Raw genomic sequence first — 17,559 nt, forward strand, 5'->3', positions numbered from 1 at the left:
GCCGTCGCGCGGAGAGGAGGGGATGGGAATGGGCGGCTTGCCGTTTGATTTCGCCTACGTGCTGAAATTCATTCCGAAGCTGGCATCTACGCTGAACTTGACTCTGCTCATCGTGGGCTGCTCGCTCCTGGCGGGCCTGCTGGCAGGCCTGCTCGCCGCGCTGCCACGGCTGTACCGGATTCCGGTGCTGGAGCAGCTGTCCATGGCGTACGCCTCGTTCTTCCGGGGGACGCCGATTCTCATCCAGCTGTTCCTCTTCTACTATGGCTTGCCGGAGGTGCTGAAGTGGATCGGCATCGACGTCTCGAAGACGCCTGTGCTCGTCTTTGTCATCCTGACCTACGGCCTCCATACCGGGGCTTACGTCTCGGAGACGATCCGGGCTTCCATCCTGGCGGTGGATCGGGGGCAGGTCGAGGCGGCGTACTCGATCGGCATGCGGGGCCCTCAGGCGTTCGCGAGAATCGTGGCGCCGCAGGCGCTCGCCATCGCCGTGCCGGTGTTTTCCAATATGATTCTGGCGCTGCTCAAGGACACGTCGCTCGCCTTCACGCTCGGCGTCATGGAGATGACCGGCAAGGCGCAGACGCTGGCTTCGCTCACGCAGCATTTTTTCGAGGCGTATCTGGCGCTGGCCTTCGTTTACTTCGTCATTGCTTTCGTGCTGGAAAAGCTGCTGCTGCTCGGCGAGAAGAGGCTGCTCCGGCATGAGCGCGGCTCCGAAGCGGCCGCAAGCAAATTCCGCCTGCGGCGGGTCTCGATGAGGCAGCTGGCGGCGGAGCTGAAGGGAGGCACGCCCTCATGAATCTGGATCCATCCTTTATCTGGACCGCTTTTCTCGAGCTGCTGCCGGCCGTGCCGACAACGCTCATCCTGACGCTCGTATCCGTCGTCTGCGGGCTGTCGGCAGGAACCGCGCTCGCCCTGCTCCGCTATTTCCGCGTTCCGGTTCTGGGCAGGCTTGCGGCAGGCTGCGTGACGGTGATCCGCGGCACGCCGATGCTGACGCATCTGCTGCTCATCTACGCGGGGCTGCCGCTGCTGATCGACGGGCTGTCGCAGCAATACGGCTGGGGATGGAATTCGGCCCGAATACCGATGATCGGCTTCGCGTTCCTGTCCTTCTCGGTGACGGCTTCCGCCTACGGCTCCGAAGTCATCCGCTCCGGCCTGCTGTCCGTGAGCCGCGGCCAGCTGGAAGCGGCGCTGTCGGTCGGCATGACGACGGCGCAGGCGCTGCGGCGGATCGTATTCCCCCAAGCGCTGGCGGCAAGCGTGCCGAATCTGTCCAACTTCGTCATCGGCATGATGCATGCCTCGACGCTCGCGTTTGTCGTGTCGGTCGTCGACATCAACGCGCAGGCGGAAATCGTCGCCTCGACCAACTGGAAGTTCTTCGAGGCCTTCCTCGCGGCGGCGGCCATCTTCTGGGGGCTGACCATCGTGCTGGAGAGGATATCCGCGCTGGTCGAGCGGCGGATCAGTCTGTACAACCGGGGAGGCGTGACATGATCAAGCTGAAGGGAATCAAGCTGTCGTTCGGCCGGCATGAGGTGCTGAAGGGCATCGACCTGCAGGTGGAGAAGGGCGAGGTGGTCGCGATACTGGGGCCGAGCGGATCGGGCAAGACGACGCTGCTCCGCTGCCTGAACTATCTGGAGAAACCGAGCGAGGGGAGCATCCATATCGCCGGCTTCTCGACCGACTTCCGGTCGATCAGCCGCAAGGATGTTCACGAGCTGCGCCGGAAGACAGCCATGGTATTTCAGCAATACAATCTGTTCCGGCATAAGACCGCGCTGGAGAACGTGATGGAAGGACTCCTGGTCGCCCGCAAGCTCCCGAAGGCGGAAGCCCGCGAGCGCAGCGTCCGGCTGCTGGAGAAGGTCGGTCTCGGCGAGAAGCTGGACGCCTATCCGAGCCAGCTGTCCGGAGGCCAGCAGCAGCGGGTCGGAATTGCCCGGGCGCTGGCGCTGGAGCCGGAGGTCATCCTGTTCGACGAGCCGACGTCGGCGCTCGATCCCGAGCTGGTCGGGGAAGTGCTGGCGGTCATCCGCCGCATCGCCAAGGAAGGCATCACGATGATCGTCGTGACGCATGAGATGGGCTTCGCCCAGGACGTGGCGAACCATGTCGTGTTCATGGACGGCGGCGTCATCGTCGAGGAAGGACCTCCGGTCGAGCTGTTCCGGAATCCGAAGGAAGAGCGCACGCGCCAGTTCCTGAAGCGGATCACGCCGGAGGCCAGCTATACGATTTGATTTTGATTAGAGAGAGCAGGAGGGAGCAGCATGTCCTTTGCCGTAAGCGTTTTGGACCAGAGTCCGATCTATCCCGGCGATACGCCGGAGCAAGCGCTGGCCCGTACGGTCCGGCTCGCGCAGAAGGCGGAGCAACTCGGCTTCCGCAGGTTCTGGGTATCCGAGCATCATGACACCGAGCATTTGGCGGGCTCCTCGCCCGAGGTGCTGATCTCGCATCTGCTGGCCCGGACGGAGTCGATCCGGATCGGATCGGGAGGCATCATGATCCAGCATTACAGCCCGTACAAGGTGGCGGAAAATTTCCATGTGCTGGCCGCGCTGGCGCCGGGCCGCGTCGACCTTGGAGTCGGCAGGGCGCCCGGCGGCCTGCCCCGCAGCACGCAGGCTCTGCAGAAGCATGCGGCGGCGGAGCAGCCGTCGCTGACGGAGAAGATCGAGGAGCTGACGGCTTACGTCGGAGGAACGCCGCTTCCTGAGGAGCATGCCCAGGCGGGCCTGCGGGCGACTCCCGTCCCGGCCGTGGCGCCGAAGGTGTACGTGCTCGGCGCGACCGTTGCGAGCGCCCGCTCTGCGGCGCTGCTCGGCCTGCCGTACGTCTTCTCGCTGTTCATCGGCGCCGATGAGGAAGCAGCCGTTCAAGCGCTGAGGGAATATGTGGAGAACTTCGACGCTTCCGGCGGCGCCGTCCCGGAGGGCCTGCTCGCTGTAGCCGCCATCGCGGCGGAGACGGACGAGGAGGCGCTGGCGCAGCTGCCGCCGCAGAAGGTGGTGAAGGTGCATCTGGCGAGCGGCAAGTCCGTTACGCTCGGCACGCTGGAGCAGGCCGAGGAATACGGCCGCACTTCGGGCGAGTCCTACCGGATCGAGGAGAAGGAGCCCGTCATTATTGCCGGATCCAAGGAAACGGTGCGGGCCAGGCTGGATGCGCTCCGGGACGCGGCAGGCATCGAGGAATTCATCGTGACGACGAACGTGCCGGATTTTGACAAAAGGCTCCGCTCGTACGAGCTGCTGGCCGAGCTCGCAGCGGAAGCCGCCGCCCAGGATGAGGAAGCGGGCGAAGCCGGGAGGCTGCCTGCCGGCAAGCTTGCGTGAGAGCGGGCGGATGGCTCGATCGCAGCAGCTGGCTGGATATCTAGAGGAAAGCGGATGCCGGCCGCTGGCCTGATGGGCGGCCGGCAGTCCGCTAAGATAGGGCAGGGATCGAGAGGCATACAGGCCGATAAGGCTCTTGGATCCGTGGAAAGGAGGAGCCGATCGTGATACAAGCTGCTGCCGACAAGCTGAAGGACAGGGCGGCGGAGCTGGCGGATAGGCTCGTTGAAATTCGCCGGGAGCTGCACCGCCATCCCGAGCTGTCGCATGAGGAAGTCGAGACGACCCGCCGCATCCGGGAATGGCTGCAGGCCGCGGGCATCCGGATCGCAGACGAATATCCGCTGCGCACCGGCCTCGTCGCGGAGATCGGCGGCCTGCGGGAGGGGCCGGTCGTGGCCGTGCGGGCCGATATCGACGCGCTGCCGATTCAGGAGGAGACGGGACTGCCGTTCGCTTCCGAGCATGCAGGCAAAATGCATGCTTGCGGGCATGATTTCCATACGGCGGCAGCCATCGGCGCGGCGCTTCTGCTCAAGGAGCGGGAGGCGGATATCCCGGGTACCGTGCGGCTGCTGTTCCAGCCGGCGGAGGAGAAGGCGACCGGAGCCCGCAAGGTCATTGCGAGCGGAGCGCTCGCGGATGTATCTGCCGTGCTCGGCCTGCACAACAAGCCCGATCTGCCCGTCGGCACTGTGGGCATCAAGAACGGGCCGCTTATGGCGGCGGCTGACGGCTTCGTCGTCGAGGTGGAGGGCCGCGGCTCGCACGCCGCCGTGCCCGAGGCCGGGATCGATCCCATCGTAGCCGCTGCCCACATCGTGACGGCGCTTCAGACCGTCGCCAGCCGCAACGTAGGAGCGCTGCAGAGCGCCGTCGTCAGTGTGACGAAGCTGCACAGCGGAACGTCTTGGAACATCATTCCCGACAAGGCGGTGCTCGACGGCACGGTCCGCACCTTCGACGAGGCGGTGCGGGAGCGGGTGCTGCGCCGGTTCCGGGAAGTGGCGGAGGGCGTGGCGTCGGCGCTCGGAGCCGAGGCGTCGGTCCGCTGGGTCGAGGGGCCGCCTCCGGTGAACAACGACGCGGAGCTGGCGAAGCTGGCGGCAGCGTCGGCCCGGGCTTTGGGGCTGGAGGCGGTCGAGCCGAGTCCATCTCCGGCCGGCGAGGATTTCGCTTTTTATCAGAAGGAAGCGCCCGGCCTGTTCGCCTTCTTCGGCACCTCCGGACCGCAGGAATGGCATCATCCGGCCTTCGACCTCGATGAGTCGGCGCTGCCTCTGGCGGCGTCCTTCCTCGCGGAGCTGGCAGAACGGGTGCTGCGGCACAAAGGGCAGGAGCGGCGGGATAAGCGGGACCATCCATGTTCAGAGGAGGAATCGTCTTGAGCGATAGTCGAGTCGATCTGCAGGCATTCCTGCAGACGCATGAACAGCTGCAGCGAGCCATTGAAGGATTGAGCGAAGAGCAGCTCCAGCTTCGGGAAGCTCCGGGCAAATGGAGCATCACCGAGGTATTGGCGCATCTGGCGGATCACAGCATCGTCGTCTCCTTCCGGATCCGGGATATTCTCGCGGATACGGAGGCGAGACTGCCGGCCTTCGATCAGGACCGCTGGGTATCCGGACAAAAGTCCAATCAAGGCCGGGCTGAAGACATCCTTGCGGCCTTCAAGGCGCTGCTGCAGTTCAACAGCCTGCTGCTGGGCCGCCTGGATGAAGCGGGCCTCGCCAAGACGGGCGTCAACTTCAAGGGAGAGACGGTGCGGATTCCGGATATCGTCCGGGGATTCATCCGCCATGTGCAGGGCCATCTGGGCCAGATCGAGCGAATCAAGCAGACGGCGCTGTCCGTCCACTGACAAGGAGGGGTATGGAGATGGCCAAACGAAGGCAATTAAGGCTGGGGGCGATGCTTCACGGCGTCGGCAGCAGCACGTCCCTGTGGCGGCATCCCGACATCCAGTCGGATGCGAGCACCAATTTCCCGCTGTACAAGGAATGGACCCGCAGGGCGGAGGAAGGGAAGTTCGACCTGGTGTTCGTGGCGGACGGCCTTTACATCAATGAAAAGTCGATCCCGCATTTCCTCGACCGCTTCGAGCCGATTACGATTCTGAGCGCGCTGGCGGCCGTCAGCTCGAGGATCGGCCTCGTCGGCACCTTGTCCACCTCGTACAGCGAGCCGTTCACGGTAGCGAGGCAGTTCGCCTCCATCGACAAAATCAGCGACGGCCGTGCGGGCTGGAACATTGTCACCTCTCCTTTGGAGGGCTCGGCTTCCAACTTCAGCAAGAAGGAGCACCCCGATCACGACAAGAGATACCGCATCGCGACGGAGTATCTGCAAGTGACGCGCGGCTTGTGGGATTCTTGGGAGGACGACGCCTTCGTGCGCGACAAGGAGTCGGGCGTTTTCTTCGATCCGGACAAAATGCATGCCTTGAACCACGAAGGCGAGTTCTTCTCCGTCAAGGGTCCCCTCAACATCTCGCGCTCCCGCCAAGGGCATCCCGTCATTTTCCAGGCCGGAGCGTCCGAGGTGGGCCGCGACTATGCGGCCAAGGAAGCCGATGCGATCTTCGCCGGGCATGAAACGCTGGAGGAGGCCGCGTCCTTCTATGCGGACATCAAGCGCCGTGCGGCCGCCTTCGGCCGCAATCCCGACGATGTGCTCATCTTTCCGGGCATCGGACCGATCATCGGGAGGACGGAGGAGGAAGCCGAGCGCAAATACCGGGAGACGGCGGCGCTTGTCTCCACGGAGAACGCGCTGCTCTATCTGGGCCGCTTCTTCGAGCATCACGACTTCTCGCAATACGATCCCGATGCGCCTTTCCCTGAGCTTGGGGATCTCGGCAAGAACAGCTTCCAGAGCACGACCGACCGCATCAAGAAGACGGCCCGGGAGCAGGGACTGACGCTGCGCGAGGCCGCGCTGCAGGTGGCGACGCCTCGTCCCCTCTTCATCGGAACGGCACAGCAGGTGGCGGACCGGGTTCAGGAATGGTTCGAGGGCGGCGGAGCGGACGGCTTCATGATCGGCAGCGGCGTCCCGAACGCGCTGGAGGATTTCATTGACGAGGTCGTTCCGATCCTGCAGGCCCGCGGCTTGTTCCGCGTCGAGTATGAAGCGGATACGCTGCGGGGCAATCTCGGCCTGCCGGTGCCGGCGAACCGTTATGCGGAGCGGAGGACAGGGCAGGAGAAGGAGACGGTGCAAAAAGGCTGAAGGCGGATTGCGTGTACCCTTCCTCAGGGAGAGCGTTCGGAATGAATTCAGCGGGCTGGTCTTCCCCTTGTGGATTATAGAGAAGAGAAGCTGGCAATCGGGAAGGCATCCTTTACCCCGGTTGGAGGCATGGTGTGCGAATTACCTAAATGGAGCTTCAGGCGGCTGGCACAGCGTCGGGCTCCTTTTTTTATTGTATGGAGAGCTTCCCCTCACGGGATGAACTTCCGGCACCTAAAGCATGGAATGTGGATTTAAATGGTACTGAAAAAGAGGTTGAATATCCGGTTGTAAGAGAGAAAGGAACGGGAAGATTGGGGTTTCCGGCTGGTCTGACGCTTCTTTCGACTATGTTTTTAGTAGTTATACACAGGACAATTGGTGCTTTTGATAAATATCGTGGTGGTGGGCAATCGCTTGGAAATGCAACATGGAGTCGATATGTTAAAGGTACATCGACATATACCGGGAACACAATAACTCAAAAATATGGATGGGCTCCTCATGATTCCACTACAGTCGTGTATTCGGAGTCTAAAATCTAATGTTAAAAAGACTTCACGTTTTTACAGTCAAAGAAATGAAAAATTCATTGAAACTGGTCGATGTTCAACTTGTAGATGAAACAGAGAGTCTTGAAAAGCGAAACATCGTTGTGTTCGATAAGGAACTTTCATTTGGTACAAGAGATACCCTTACATTAGACGGGAAGCAGAACAATAATGTGACCCAACAACGTCTAGTGTATGGATCCCATGATTCCTCTGAGTTTACCTTTGTCGATGTTGTACACGGACTCATACATTGGGGATAACTTGCTGCTCTGGCCTCAGCGGACAGATAGTGTAGACAAAACATCTCTCTTGAAGCGATTTGATGCAGGCATAGTCTCGTACAAAAAAAACAAGAAGGATGCAGCTATGTGGGGAACTCTGCTAGGTTGTATCCTTTTTCTATGAAGTGGACGTAACGGCGGGCAGTAATTTCAGCACTTGAAGGATAGATCAAGCTGTATTTGCCGTCAGACAGTCCCGCCACAAGCTCAAGCTATTCGAAATCCATCCGTCCGGTAAGCCGGAATCATCCCGACAGCATATCCTTGTCAGTGAGGGATGCGGTTTCATGGAGCAGCGCTCGCAGAGGCGGTGCTGAACTCCTTAAAGGGATGTGTACGCAGAACGCGACTAAAATAAGAATTGTAAATCCCGAGTATTCCGATATATAATCTTCCTAACATCGAGCTGACAAGCTCTCAATTAGGGGGAGAAAAGCATGGCTTTTTCCAAACGAAATCCGATCGAGACGGTCGTAGCGATCGGAATCGGCTCTGCGCTGTTCACCATTTTGGGCCGATTCGGATCGATTCCAACCTGGATTCCGGACACCAACGTGGAGACGACCTATGCACTGCTTGCACTGTTCGCCGTCCTGTACGGACCGCTGGCTGGAGTGCTGATCGGCTTCATCGGACACACGCTCAAGGATCTTACATACGGCACGCCATGGTTCAGCTGGATCATCGCATCCGCAGCCGTGGGCCTCATCATCGGCCTGGCTTCGGGCAAGGTGAGAGCGGCTATTGACGACGGGAACTTCAGCATCAAGACGATCATCCGCTTCAATCTCTATCAGATCGCAGCCAATGCCGTCGCCTGGTTCGTGATCGCGCCGTCGCTGGACATCCTCATCTACGCCGAGCCGGCGAACAAGGTGTATACGCAGGGACTGGTAGCCGGAGCATCCAATATTGTGACGGTAGCCATCCTCGGCACCCTGCTCCTCGCCGCCTACGGCAGAACCCGCGTCAAGAAAGGCAGCCTGACCCGGGAAGCGTAATCCGCGAATGCTGGACCTGCAGCTGTGGAACGCATGGTTTCCATATTTGCTTCAAGGGATTTCCAGCATGCTCCGAAGCCGGCGCCAAGCAGCCGGCTTTTCTTCATCCACAGGGCCGAGGCTCTAGCAGAAAGAGGTCGATCAACATGGGAGACAACCGTAGGCCGGCGGCCGAATTCAAGGGATTTTCTTTCCAATACCGCGCCCAGAGCGAGCCTACCTTGCACGATATCGATCTGGTTATCCATGAGGGCGAAAAGGTGCTCATCGTCGGTCCTTCCGGGTCCGGCAAAAGCACGCTCGCGCACTGCATCAACGGGCTTGTCCCCCATTTCCACTCCGGAGAAATGGAAGGGGAAGCTCTCATTGGCGGCGGGAACCTGGCCGAGCTGGATATTTTCGCGCTGTCGCGCAAGGTCGGCACGGTGCTGCAGGATCCCGACGGGCAGTTCGTCGGCATGACCGTGGCCGAGGACATCGCGTTCACTCTGGAGAACGACGGCTTGCCGCAAGCCGAGATGAAGGCGAAAGTAACGGCTGCTGCCCGCAGCGTAGGCATGGAAGGTCATCTGGATGCGTCTCCGCAATCGCTGTCCGGCGGACAGAAGCAGCGCACCTCGATGGCCGGCGTTCTCGTCGGGGAAGCTGGCATCCTGCTGTTCGACGAGCCGCTGGCCAGCCTCGATCCCGAGGCGGGAAGACTCGCGGTGGAGATGATCGACGACATCCACAGGCAGACGGGCTGCACCGTCATCATCGTCGAGCATCGCTTGGAGGAAGTTCTGCACCGGAGCGTGGACCGGATCATCGTCATGGGAGAAGGGCGTATTGTCGCGGATCTTAGCCCGGAGGAGCTGCTGAGCTCCTCGACGCTGCGTGGGCTGGGGCTTCGCGAGCCGCTTTACCTGACGGCGCTGAGATACGCTGGATGTCCCATCGGTCCGGAGCTGAAGCCGGCCAGCATCGAGACTGTCTCGCTGGAGAACGGAGCCGCGGATCGGCTGCAAGCCTGGCATGAGGCGGCGGAGACCGCGCAGCCTCTCTTGGCGCGGGAGCCGGTGCTGGAGCTGGAAGACATCTCGTATGCCTACGAAGCGGGCAAGGAGGTGCTGTCCGGCCTGTCGCTCTCGATCGGAGCGGGTGAGCTGGTCGGCATCGTCGGCCGCAACGGCGCAGGCAAGTCGACTCTTTCCAGGCTGATCTGCGGCTTCGGACGCCCGACTTCGGGACGGATTCTTTATCGGGGACGGGATATCGCGGGGGATACGATCAAGGAGCGCTCGGAGCGGATCGGCTATGTCATGCAAAACCCCAACCATATGATCTCCAAGCATCTCATCTATGACGAAGTCGCGCTTGGCCTGCAGCTGCGAGGGGTCGGCGAAGAGGAGATCTCCGAGCGCGTGCTGGAGACTCTGAAGATCTGCGGCTTGCATCCCTTCCGCAGCTGGCCGATCTCGGCGCTAAGCTACGGGCAGAAGAAGCGGGTCACGATCGCGTCCATCCTCGTTCTGGATCCGGAGGTCATCATCCTCGACGAGCCCACGGCGGGACAGGATTTCCGCCATTACAACGAGATGATGGAATTCCTGCTGGAGCTGAACCGACGGGGCAAAAGCATCGTCGTCATCACGCATGACATGCATCTGCTGCTGGAATACGCGGAGCGGACGCTGGTCATCGGCGAGGGGCGGGTGCTCGCCGACGCCCTGCCGGCTGATGTGCTGACCGACGCCGCTCTCGTGGAGGAGGCGAGTCTCAGGGAGACTTCGCTCCAGCGTCTCGCATCCCGCGCCGGCATCGGGGAGCCGAGAGAATTCGTGCGGCGCTTCATCGCCCGCGACAGGGAGGCGAGACGCTCATGAAAGCCAGGATGATCGCTTACCGCCACCAGGATTCTCCGATCCACCGTCTTGGCGGCGCCGCCAAGCTGGCGTTTTTCGCCCTCTGGTCGGTGACGGCGATGATGACGTACGACACGAGGGCGCTGGCGTTCATGCTTCTTCTAGCGGTCGCCGCCTTTGCCGTGTCCAGGGTCAAATTCGCCGACTACGGCTTCGTGCTCTATTTAATTCTGTTTTTCTTCCTGCTGAACCATATCGCCATCTTCCTGTTCTCTCCGCTGGAGGGCGTCAAGATCTACGGCATCCGGCACGATCTGCTGCATCTGGCGGGACGGTACTGGGTCACGAAGGAGCAGCTGTTCTATCAGTTCAATATCGCCCTCAAATATATGACTGTGATTCCGATGGCGCTGCTGTTCATCCTGACGACCCATCCCGGCGAGTTCGCCTCCAGCCTGAACCGGATCGGCATCAGCTACCGCATCGCCTACTCGGTCAGCATCGCCCTGCGCTACATTCCGGACATCCAGCGGGACTTCCAGAACATCTCGCACTCGGCGCAGGCTCGCGGCATCGATATTTCCCGCAAGGAGAAGCTGCTCAAGAGGCTGAAGAACGTCGTCGGCATCCTCATGCCGCTGATTCTTACAAGCGTGCAGCGGATCGAGACGGTGAGCGCCGCGATGGAGCTGAGGGGCTTCGGGCGTGGGCGCAGCCGCACCTGGTACAATGCCCGGCCCTTCCGGGCGGGCGATTACGCGGCTGTGGCGCTTGCCGTCGCCATCGCTGCCGCGGCGGCTTGGCTCACCTTCCGCGACGGCTCGCGGTTCTACAATCCGTTTCACTAACAGGAACCCCGGCCCCGGAGGCCGGGGTTTTGGCGTTTGCCGTTGAGCGCTTCCTTTTGCAAGGTGGGCAGAAGACCCTGCGGTCCGAGATTTGGCAAGGTGGGCAGAAGACCCTGCGGTCCGAGCTTTTGCAAGGTGGACAGAAGACTCTGCGGTCCGAGAAGAGAGGAGGCGAGGTTGAGGGGCGAGGCGCGGGATGGGATGGTATACTGGAACGGATTGTTCATTCGGCCCGCGTTCACTTGGGCCTTTCGGGGAAGGTGTTCGGCATGAAGGGGTACTTGTTTCTGGCTGCGGCCATCGTCAGCGAAATCTTCGGGACGTCCATGCTCAAGGCATCCAGCGGCTTCAGCAGGCTGTGGCCGAGCCTGGGCACGGTAGCCGGATTCGGCATCGCGTTCTACTGCTTGTCGCTCGCTCTTCAGCATATTCCGCTCGGAATCGCGTATGCGATCTGGTCCGGTGTCGGGACCGTCATCACGGCTGCCATCGGCATCATCGTGTTCAAGGAAACGGCGAGCATGACGACCGCGATCGGCATCGCGCTCATCGTCGCCGGCGTTGTCGTGCTGAATTTGAAGGGCGCTGCGCACTAAAGGTCATTGGCGAAGCCGAGGTGACGGACAGGGAATCCATAGATTCCGCAGAATTGGCAAAGGGCGATGGCTGCGCAATTGCGCGCATAGGGTTTGAAAGGGCGCAGGCACTGCAATTTGAAAGGACGAAGGCTCCTCCATTGCACGCATAGGGTTTGAAAGGGCGAAGGCTTCGCAATCGGACCCATAGGATCTGAAAGGACGAAGGCTTCGCAATCGGACCCATAGGATCTGGAAGGGCGAAGGCTTCGCAATCGGACCCATAGGATCTGAAAGGGCGAAGGCTTTGCAATCGGACCCATAGGATCTGAAAGGACGAAGGCTTCGCAATCGGACCCATAGGATCTGAAAGGACGAAGGCTTCGCAATCGGAGGGTTAAGGGTTTAGTGTCAGCCATAAAATGTAACGGACCTGGGTCGAGTCGGACATGAAATCGTATCGGACATAGGATCCGCTATTTTTGGGAAAACCGCCCATTCATGCACTTATCGGACATAGGATCCGTTATTTGAGGTTAAAAGCCTATTTTCAGGGGCCATTCCTCCAAATAGGGGATCCTATGTCCGTTAAATTTTTTTGAATGGGTAAATTTGTGCAAATAGCGGATCGTATGTCCGTTAACTGACAGGAAGGCTTCTAGACTGTCTTCATCCGGCGTTTTTTGGTTACCAATCCCTCTTACTACTGCGATAACACCCGCAGTCAATAGGTCCATAAACAAACCTCAAGTAATTAACAAGCCCCGCAAGCCCCGCAAGCCCCGCAACGCCCCGCAACGCCCCGCAAGCATCCAACTAACCATAATGCGGCCGCACCCACAGCCAAAACATCTGCCATAGAGGTGAGGCATCCATGAAATAACCGATAACAGCCTCGGCAAAGGGCCTATACACCGAATAGCACAGGAGGCACAGGAGGCAGCATCGAGCTATGTCCTCGTGAAAATGAACCTCCGTTATCCAGAGGAGTCTTTCTTTTCCCTGAATCTCCCTTTCCCGCAACAATTGCTTGAACGGTGGTTATTATATTTAGTATTCGTTATATCCCGTGCTTGCGCGCTGGGTTATCGTTAAGCATGCCGAAGGGCAGCAAGGGGGAAGCAGCATGAAATACGGGCCAAAAGCGGCCAGAACAGGCCGCCTGGCGGCAATGGCGCTGCTCGCGGCAATGGCGCTGCTCGCCGGCTGCGCGGGACCAGGGTCCGGCGGAGAAGGCGGAGCAGGGCCGGACAAGCCGTTTCAAGGCCAAACCCTCGTGTTCGCGGCGGCAAACCATCCTTGGGCCGATGTCATCAAGCCGCTCCTGCCTGAATTCGAGGCGGAGACGGGCATGAACGTCATCGTCCAAAGTTATTTTGAAGATCAGCTTACCCAGAAGCTTATATTGCAGCTGACGAGCGGCACGGGCACGCCGGATGTGTTCATGTACCGGCCGCTGCAGGAAGGGCGGATGTTCGACCGCAACGGCTGGCTGGAGCATCTGGACGGCTATGTGAAGCAGGACGCGGCTTACGACTGGAGCGATTTCTCGCCCCAGGCTGTCCGCTCCGCTACGGTGGACGGACAGCTGGCGGGCATTCCGGTCGTTACGGAGCAGGGCGTGCTGTATTACCGCAAGGATCTGCTGCGGCAGGCCGGAATTCCGGTTCCGAAGACGCTTCAAGAGCTGGCCGAGGCGGCGCGGAAGCTCCATGATCCGGCCAGCGGCATTTATGGCTTCGTCTCCCGAGGCCAGCGCTCGCCGCTCGTGACGCAGGTATCGTCGTTTCTTTATTCCGAAGGCGGGGACTTCACCTCAGGCGGCAAGGCCGCCATCAATACGCCCGAGGCGATCCGGGCGTTCAAGCTGTACGGAGGGCTGCTCCGGGATTACGGACCTCCGGATGTCATCAACATGTCCTGGCCGCAGGCGATCGCGTTTTTCGCGGAAGGCAAAGCGGCCTTTTACACGGATGCGACATCCATCTACCACAGCGTCACGGACCCCGGACGCTCCAAGGTGGCGGACAAGGTCGGCTTCGCGCCGTTCCCCGCGGGCTCGGGAGGCTCCCGGACCTACAGCATCACCTCCTGGGGCATGGCGATGAATCCCCGGACGGCCGACAAGGACGCGGCGTGGGCGTTCATCCGCTGGGCGACCAGCAAGGAGAACGTCCTGGCCGCTCAGGCGCTGGGCAATACCGGCGCCCGCAAGTCCGTATGGAGCCTGCCGGAAGGCACGGCGGCGTTCCCGCCGGAGCTGGCGGCTGTGATCCGCGGCTACGGAGATACCGGCATCGACCACGACCGTCCGGTGGCGGTCCATGTGGCCGAAGCGCGGGAAGCGGTAGGGGAAATCGTGCAGCGGGTGATGACGGGCTACCCGGACATCAAGCAGAAGGCGGATGAGCAGAATGCGGTTCTTCAATCGATTCTGGATCGCGAATAGCCTCGGGACCGGTCGGCGCAGGGTGTCCCTGTTCACCAAGGTGGTCGCCGTCCTGGCGCTGCTGCTGATTCCGGTCCTGCTGCTGTACAGCTATTCCAACCGTCAGGCGGAAAAGATCGTGGAAGAGCAGCTGCGCTCCTCCAACCTCAGCGAGCTCGGCTTCTTCGCGAACCGGATGGACAGCGTCATGGAGAGCCTGTCGCTGTTCCCGGTCATCCTCAGCTACGACCCCCATATCCGCGACTACGTCGCCGGAGAAGGGGAGGCGCAGACCAACCCGCTGAAGGCGCAGTCGCGGATCCGGGAGAAGCTGAGCCTGCAGAGCGCTTCCGGCAGCTGGACGAACGACCTGTCGATCGCTCTGCCGCGGCAGAGCTCGGTGCTGAGCTCGAACATCTACGTCAACGGAGCGGCCGTCTGGGGCTGGGACAAGCCCATCCGCAAGGAATGGACGTACGAGGAGGATCTGTCGCGGGGCAACCCGGCGGGAACGTTCCTCCGCGAGACGGCCGAGCCTGCGGACGCCAGACTAGCAGGCGAGGCGGACGCGGTGTTCCAGGTGCGCTTCCCGGCGGAGGCGCTGCGGGATCTGCTGGATCTGTACCGCAAGGACAAGCGCAGCGATCCCTTCCTGTACCGTCCCGGTCAGGAGCTCATTATGGGCAGCAGCTCGGACCGCGCCATGGCGGAGGCCATCCGGGACGGAGTGCTGAGCCGGACGGAGGCGCCCAGAGGCCAGCAGACGATCGAGACCGGCGGCCAGTCCTATCTGGTCAGCTATGTGAAGTCCGCTCAGCTCGGCTGGTATTTGGCCGATTACGTCCCGGTCCAGCGGATCCTCAGTCCCATCACATCCGTCCGCAACTGGTTCTACGGCTCGATCGCCGCGCTTGTACTGATCGGATTCGTCTCGGCGCTGCTGCTCTACCGCAACGTGCAGATTCCGCTGCAGAAGATGATCCGCGGCGTGCGCCGCATGAGCAGCGGGGACTTCTCCTCGAGGATCGATTACAAGGCGGGGAGCGAGTTCGACGATCTGATCGGGCATTACAACGAGATGGCGGGCAAAATCCAGGTGCTGGTCGAGGACGTATACACGGAGCGGCTGCGCTCCCGCGAGGCGACGCTCAAGCAGCTGCAGTCGCAGATCAATCCGCATTTCCTCTACAACTCGCTGTTCTTCATCGCCAACTCGGCGATGATGGAGGACCGGGATGCGGTCATCGCGATGGCGGAAAACCTCGCCGACTACTACCGCTACTCGACCCGTCTGGAAAACCAGCTCGTTCCCGTGCGGGAGGAGCTGGAGCTGGTGCGCAGCTACCTGACGATCCACAACCTGAGGATGGACCGGCTTCAATACGAGATCGACGTGCCGGAAGAGCTGCAGGAGGTCCTCATTCCGAGGCTGCTGCTGCAGCCGCTCGTGGAGAACTCCATCGTGCACGGCATCGAGCCGCGCCTCGAGGGAGGCTGCATCGTCATCGAAGGCCGGCAGGAAGGCGGCTGGTGCAGCCTCGTCGTGAAGGACAACGGCGCCGGCTTGGACGCCGCGGGGCTGGACCGGCTGCGCAGGCAGCTCAGCGAGCCGATGTCGGACGAGATCGGCTGCGGCACCTGGAACGTGCATCAGCGGCTGCGGTACCAGTTCGGCGGCCGTTCCGGGCTGCTGCTGGATGCCGGGCAGGACGGGGGCTTCCGCGCGGAGCTGAGATGGCGCTGCGGCAACGGTAGCGGCGGCCCAACCGAGGAAGAAGGAGGCGGAGAAGATGGGGCAGCTGCTCATCGTTGATGACGAGGCCCATGTGGTCGACCGGCTGGCGGCGACCGTCGATTGGCAGGACATCGGTGTCGAGCAGGTATTCAAGGCTTACTCCGGCGTGGAGGCTCTGGAGCTGCTGCGGCAGTTCTCGATCGACATCGTCGTATCCGATATCCGGATGCCGGGCATGTCGGGGCTGGAGCTGATCGCGGAGATCCGCAGCAGCTGGCCGAAGACGAAATGCATCCTGCTGTCGGGCTACTCCGACTTCAACTATGCCAAGGAAGCGATCCGCCATCAGGCGGAGGCGTATCTGCTCAAGCCGGTGAAGGAGGAAGAGCTGACCGCCGCCGTCCGCTCGGCCATCGGCAAGCTCGAGGAGGAATGGGAGGAGGTCATCTCCCAGCAGCGGCTGAGCTACGCGCTGAAGGAAAATCTGCCGCTCATGCGGGCTTCCCTGCTGCTCGATCTGCTGCAGGGACGGATTCCCGAAGAGGCCGCTCTGCGGGAGAAGATGGAGCTGCTGGACCTCTCCGGCGGAGAGTGGAGCCGCTGCTCGCTCATGGTCGTGCGGCTCGACGAGCTGTTCCTCCAGTACGGACCGCCAAATCCGGAATGGAAGGAATACGCGATCGGCAACATGGCCGGAGAGCTGTTCGGCACGCGCTACGCAATCTGGCCGGCCAAGGATGCCTACGGATACTATGTGTACGCCATGGCTCCGCGCCTGGATTCGCCTCATGGCCATGATGCCGCCTGGTTCGAGCGCACGGCTGCGGATCTGCAGACGGCGGTCTCCTCGTACCTGAAGGCGAAAATTTCCGTCATGGTCTGCCAGGAAGGAAGGTTCCCGGAGGAGATTCCCGGCCTGTACGGCCGGCTCGTGGATTCCTTCCGAGGCCGGATCGGCGACGAGCGGGAGCTGTTCATGAGGCTCGAGGATACCGGTCTCGATGCCGGCATCAAGCCGCTGGAGAGCCTCTATGAGCCGCCTGCGCTGATCCGCTTGTTCGACGCGGGCAAATGGGGCGAGATGGAGAACAAGCTGCGGCGGGTGTTCGCCGAGCTGGAATCCGATGGGGCCGGCTCGCAGGAGCTGCTGCTCGAGGTTTATTTCACGCTGGCCGGTGCCTATGCCTATATCGCCCACAAGAACGGCCGCCAGCTGTCGGATCTGCTCGGCGGCGATTACGCGGCGATGACCGAGGCGCCTCCGTTCCGCTCGGTGAACCAGCTGAAGGAATGGTCGCTGCGGACGCTGCGGCGCATCCGCGAGGACATGCAGAAGGAGACGAAGGATTCGCGGGCGGATCTGATCCGCGCGATCCAGAGGTACGTCGAGGAGCAGATTACCGGCGACCTGTCGCTGCAGGCGGTGGCGGACCGGGTCCATCTCCACCCGGTCTATCTCTCCAAGCTGTACAAGCTGGAGACGGGGGAGAACCTGAGCGATTACATGCAGGCGGCCCGCATGGGCAAGGCCGAGGAGCTGCTGAAGGGCGGCTCCGCCAAAATCTATGAGATCGCGGCCAGCCTCGGCTACCAGAGGCCGCATTCCTTCAATTTCGCGTTCAAGAAGCAGTTCGGCATGACGCCGCAGGAATACCGGGACCTGTATGCGGATGTTCAACCCGGCAACCCGACCAAATGACAAT

At 61.4% G+C, this 17,559-nt stretch carries 15 protein-coding genes; all 15 read left to right on the top strand.

Annotated elements, in window-relative coordinates:
- Positions 1-28: 28 nt before the first annotated feature.
- On the top strand, positions 29-805 hold the full coding sequence (locus CIC07_RS01675; RefSeq protein WP_076359062.1) for an amino acid ABC transporter permease: 777 nt from the start codon (positions 29-31) through the stop codon (positions 803-805).
- Positions 802-1,512 (top strand): amino acid ABC transporter permease, encoded by a 711-nt coding sequence (locus CIC07_RS01680; protein ID WP_076359061.1) that lies wholly within the window; start codon positions 802-804, stop codon positions 1,510-1,512. The genes CIC07_RS01675 and CIC07_RS01680 overlap by 4 nt, the downstream gene beginning before the upstream one ends.
- A complete protein-coding gene (locus CIC07_RS01685; RefSeq protein ID WP_076359060.1) occupies positions 1,509-2,261 on the top strand; it encodes an amino acid ABC transporter ATP-binding protein in 753 nt (250 codons plus the stop codon). Before CIC07_RS01680 ends, CIC07_RS01685 begins: the two co-directional genes overlap by 4 nt.
- A gap of 30 nt (positions 2,262-2,291) precedes the next feature.
- Positions 2,292-3,359 (top strand): LLM class flavin-dependent oxidoreductase, encoded by a 1,068-nt coding sequence (locus tag CIC07_RS01690; RefSeq protein WP_076359059.1) that lies wholly within the window; start codon positions 2,292-2,294, stop codon positions 3,357-3,359.
- Positions 3,360-3,526: 167 nt separating this feature from the next.
- A complete protein-coding gene (locus CIC07_RS01695; RefSeq protein ID WP_076359140.1) occupies positions 3,527-4,747 on the top strand; it encodes an amidohydrolase in 1,221 nt (406 codons plus the stop codon).
- Positions 4,744-5,220, top strand: coding sequence for a DinB family protein (locus CIC07_RS01700; protein ID WP_234993060.1), 477 nt, complete (start codon positions 4,744-4,746; stop codon positions 5,218-5,220). The genes CIC07_RS01695 and CIC07_RS01700 overlap by 4 nt, the downstream gene beginning before the upstream one ends.
- A 17-nt stretch (positions 5,221-5,237) precedes the next feature.
- A complete protein-coding gene (locus CIC07_RS01705; RefSeq protein WP_076359057.1) occupies positions 5,238-6,590 on the top strand; it encodes an LLM class flavin-dependent oxidoreductase in 1,353 nt (450 codons plus the stop codon).
- Positions 6,591-6,739: 149 nt separating this feature from the next.
- The gene (locus CIC07_RS01710) at positions 6,740-7,135 is read left to right on the top strand and encodes a hypothetical protein (protein ID WP_139334454.1); all 396 of its coding nucleotides are present in this window, start codon (positions 6,740-6,742) and stop codon (positions 7,133-7,135) included.
- Between the two features lie 727 nt (positions 7,136-7,862).
- Positions 7,863-8,426, top strand: coding sequence for an ECF-type riboflavin transporter substrate-binding protein (locus tag CIC07_RS01715; protein ID WP_076359056.1), 564 nt, complete (start codon positions 7,863-7,865; stop codon positions 8,424-8,426).
- A gap of 146 nt (positions 8,427-8,572) precedes the next feature.
- Positions 8,573-10,291, top strand: a complete 1,719-nt coding sequence (locus CIC07_RS01720) for an ABC transporter ATP-binding protein (protein ID WP_076359055.1) — start codon at positions 8,573-8,575, stop codon at positions 10,289-10,291.
- Positions 10,288-11,118: an energy-coupling factor transporter transmembrane component T family protein gene (locus tag CIC07_RS01725; RefSeq protein WP_076359054.1), complete on the top strand. Its 831-nt coding sequence runs from the start codon at positions 10,288-10,290 to the stop codon at positions 11,116-11,118. Before CIC07_RS01720 ends, CIC07_RS01725 begins: the two co-directional genes overlap by 4 nt.
- Positions 11,119-11,387: 269 nt before the next feature.
- Positions 11,388-11,714, top strand: a complete 327-nt coding sequence (locus CIC07_RS01730) for a DMT family transporter (protein WP_048744404.1) — start codon at positions 11,388-11,390, stop codon at positions 11,712-11,714.
- 1,105 nt (positions 11,715-12,819) lie between these two features.
- Complete coding sequence (locus CIC07_RS01735; protein ID WP_076359053.1) at positions 12,820-14,142, top strand: ABC transporter substrate-binding protein; 1,323 nt, start codon at positions 12,820-12,822, stop codon at positions 14,140-14,142.
- Entirely contained in the window at positions 14,099-15,934 is a 1,836-nt protein-coding gene (locus CIC07_RS01740) for a sensor histidine kinase (protein ID WP_234993059.1), read from the top strand. The genes CIC07_RS01735 and CIC07_RS01740 overlap by 44 nt, the downstream gene beginning before the upstream one ends.
- The gene (locus tag CIC07_RS01745; protein WP_076359051.1) at positions 15,912-17,555 is read left to right on the top strand and encodes a response regulator transcription factor; all 1,644 of its coding nucleotides are present in this window, start codon (positions 15,912-15,914) and stop codon (positions 17,553-17,555) included. The genes CIC07_RS01740 and CIC07_RS01745 overlap by 23 nt, the downstream gene beginning before the upstream one ends.
- Positions 17,556-17,559: the final 4 nt, after the last annotated feature.

Source organism: Paenibacillus sp. RUD330 (genome assembly GCF_002243345.2).
GTDB lineage: Bacteria > Bacillota > Bacilli > Paenibacillales > Paenibacillaceae > Paenibacillus_O.

What these genes read in the sequence shown, in the direction of transcription:
- CIC07_RS01675 (WP_076359062.1), top strand. Translation starts at nt 29, where the DNA reads ATGGGCGGCTTGCCGTTTGATTTCGCCTACGTGCTGAAATTCATTCCG.
- CIC07_RS01680 (WP_076359061.1), top strand. Translation starts at nt 802, where the DNA reads ATGAATCTGGATCCATCCTTTATCTGGACCGCTTTTCTCGAGCTGCTG.
- CIC07_RS01685 (WP_076359060.1), top strand. Translation starts at nt 1,509, where the DNA reads ATGATCAAGCTGAAGGGAATCAAGCTGTCGTTCGGCCGGCATGAGGTG.
- CIC07_RS01690 (WP_076359059.1), top strand. Translation starts at nt 2,292, where the DNA reads ATGTCCTTTGCCGTAAGCGTTTTGGACCAGAGTCCGATCTATCCCGGC.
- CIC07_RS01705 (WP_076359057.1), top strand. Translation starts at nt 5,238, where the DNA reads ATGGCCAAACGAAGGCAATTAAGGCTGGGGGCGATGCTTCACGGCGTC.
- CIC07_RS01710 (WP_139334454.1), top strand. Translation starts at nt 6,740, where the DNA reads ATGGAGCTTCAGGCGGCTGGCACAGCGTCGGGCTCCTTTTTTTATTGT.
- CIC07_RS01715 (WP_076359056.1), top strand. Translation starts at nt 7,863, where the DNA reads ATGGCTTTTTCCAAACGAAATCCGATCGAGACGGTCGTAGCGATCGGA.
- CIC07_RS01720 (WP_076359055.1), top strand. Translation starts at nt 8,573, where the DNA reads ATGGGAGACAACCGTAGGCCGGCGGCCGAATTCAAGGGATTTTCTTTC.
- CIC07_RS01725 (WP_076359054.1), top strand. Translation starts at nt 10,288, where the DNA reads ATGAAAGCCAGGATGATCGCTTACCGCCACCAGGATTCTCCGATCCAC.
- CIC07_RS01730 (WP_048744404.1), top strand. Translation starts at nt 11,388, where the DNA reads ATGAAGGGGTACTTGTTTCTGGCTGCGGCCATCGTCAGCGAAATCTTC.
- CIC07_RS01735 (WP_076359053.1), top strand. Translation starts at nt 12,820, where the DNA reads ATGAAATACGGGCCAAAAGCGGCCAGAACAGGCCGCCTGGCGGCAATG.
- CIC07_RS01740 (WP_234993059.1), top strand. Translation starts at nt 14,099, where the DNA reads ATGAGCAGAATGCGGTTCTTCAATCGATTCTGGATCGCGAATAGCCTC.
- CIC07_RS01745 (WP_076359051.1), top strand. Translation starts at nt 15,912, where the DNA reads ATGGGGCAGCTGCTCATCGTTGATGACGAGGCCCATGTGGTCGACCGG.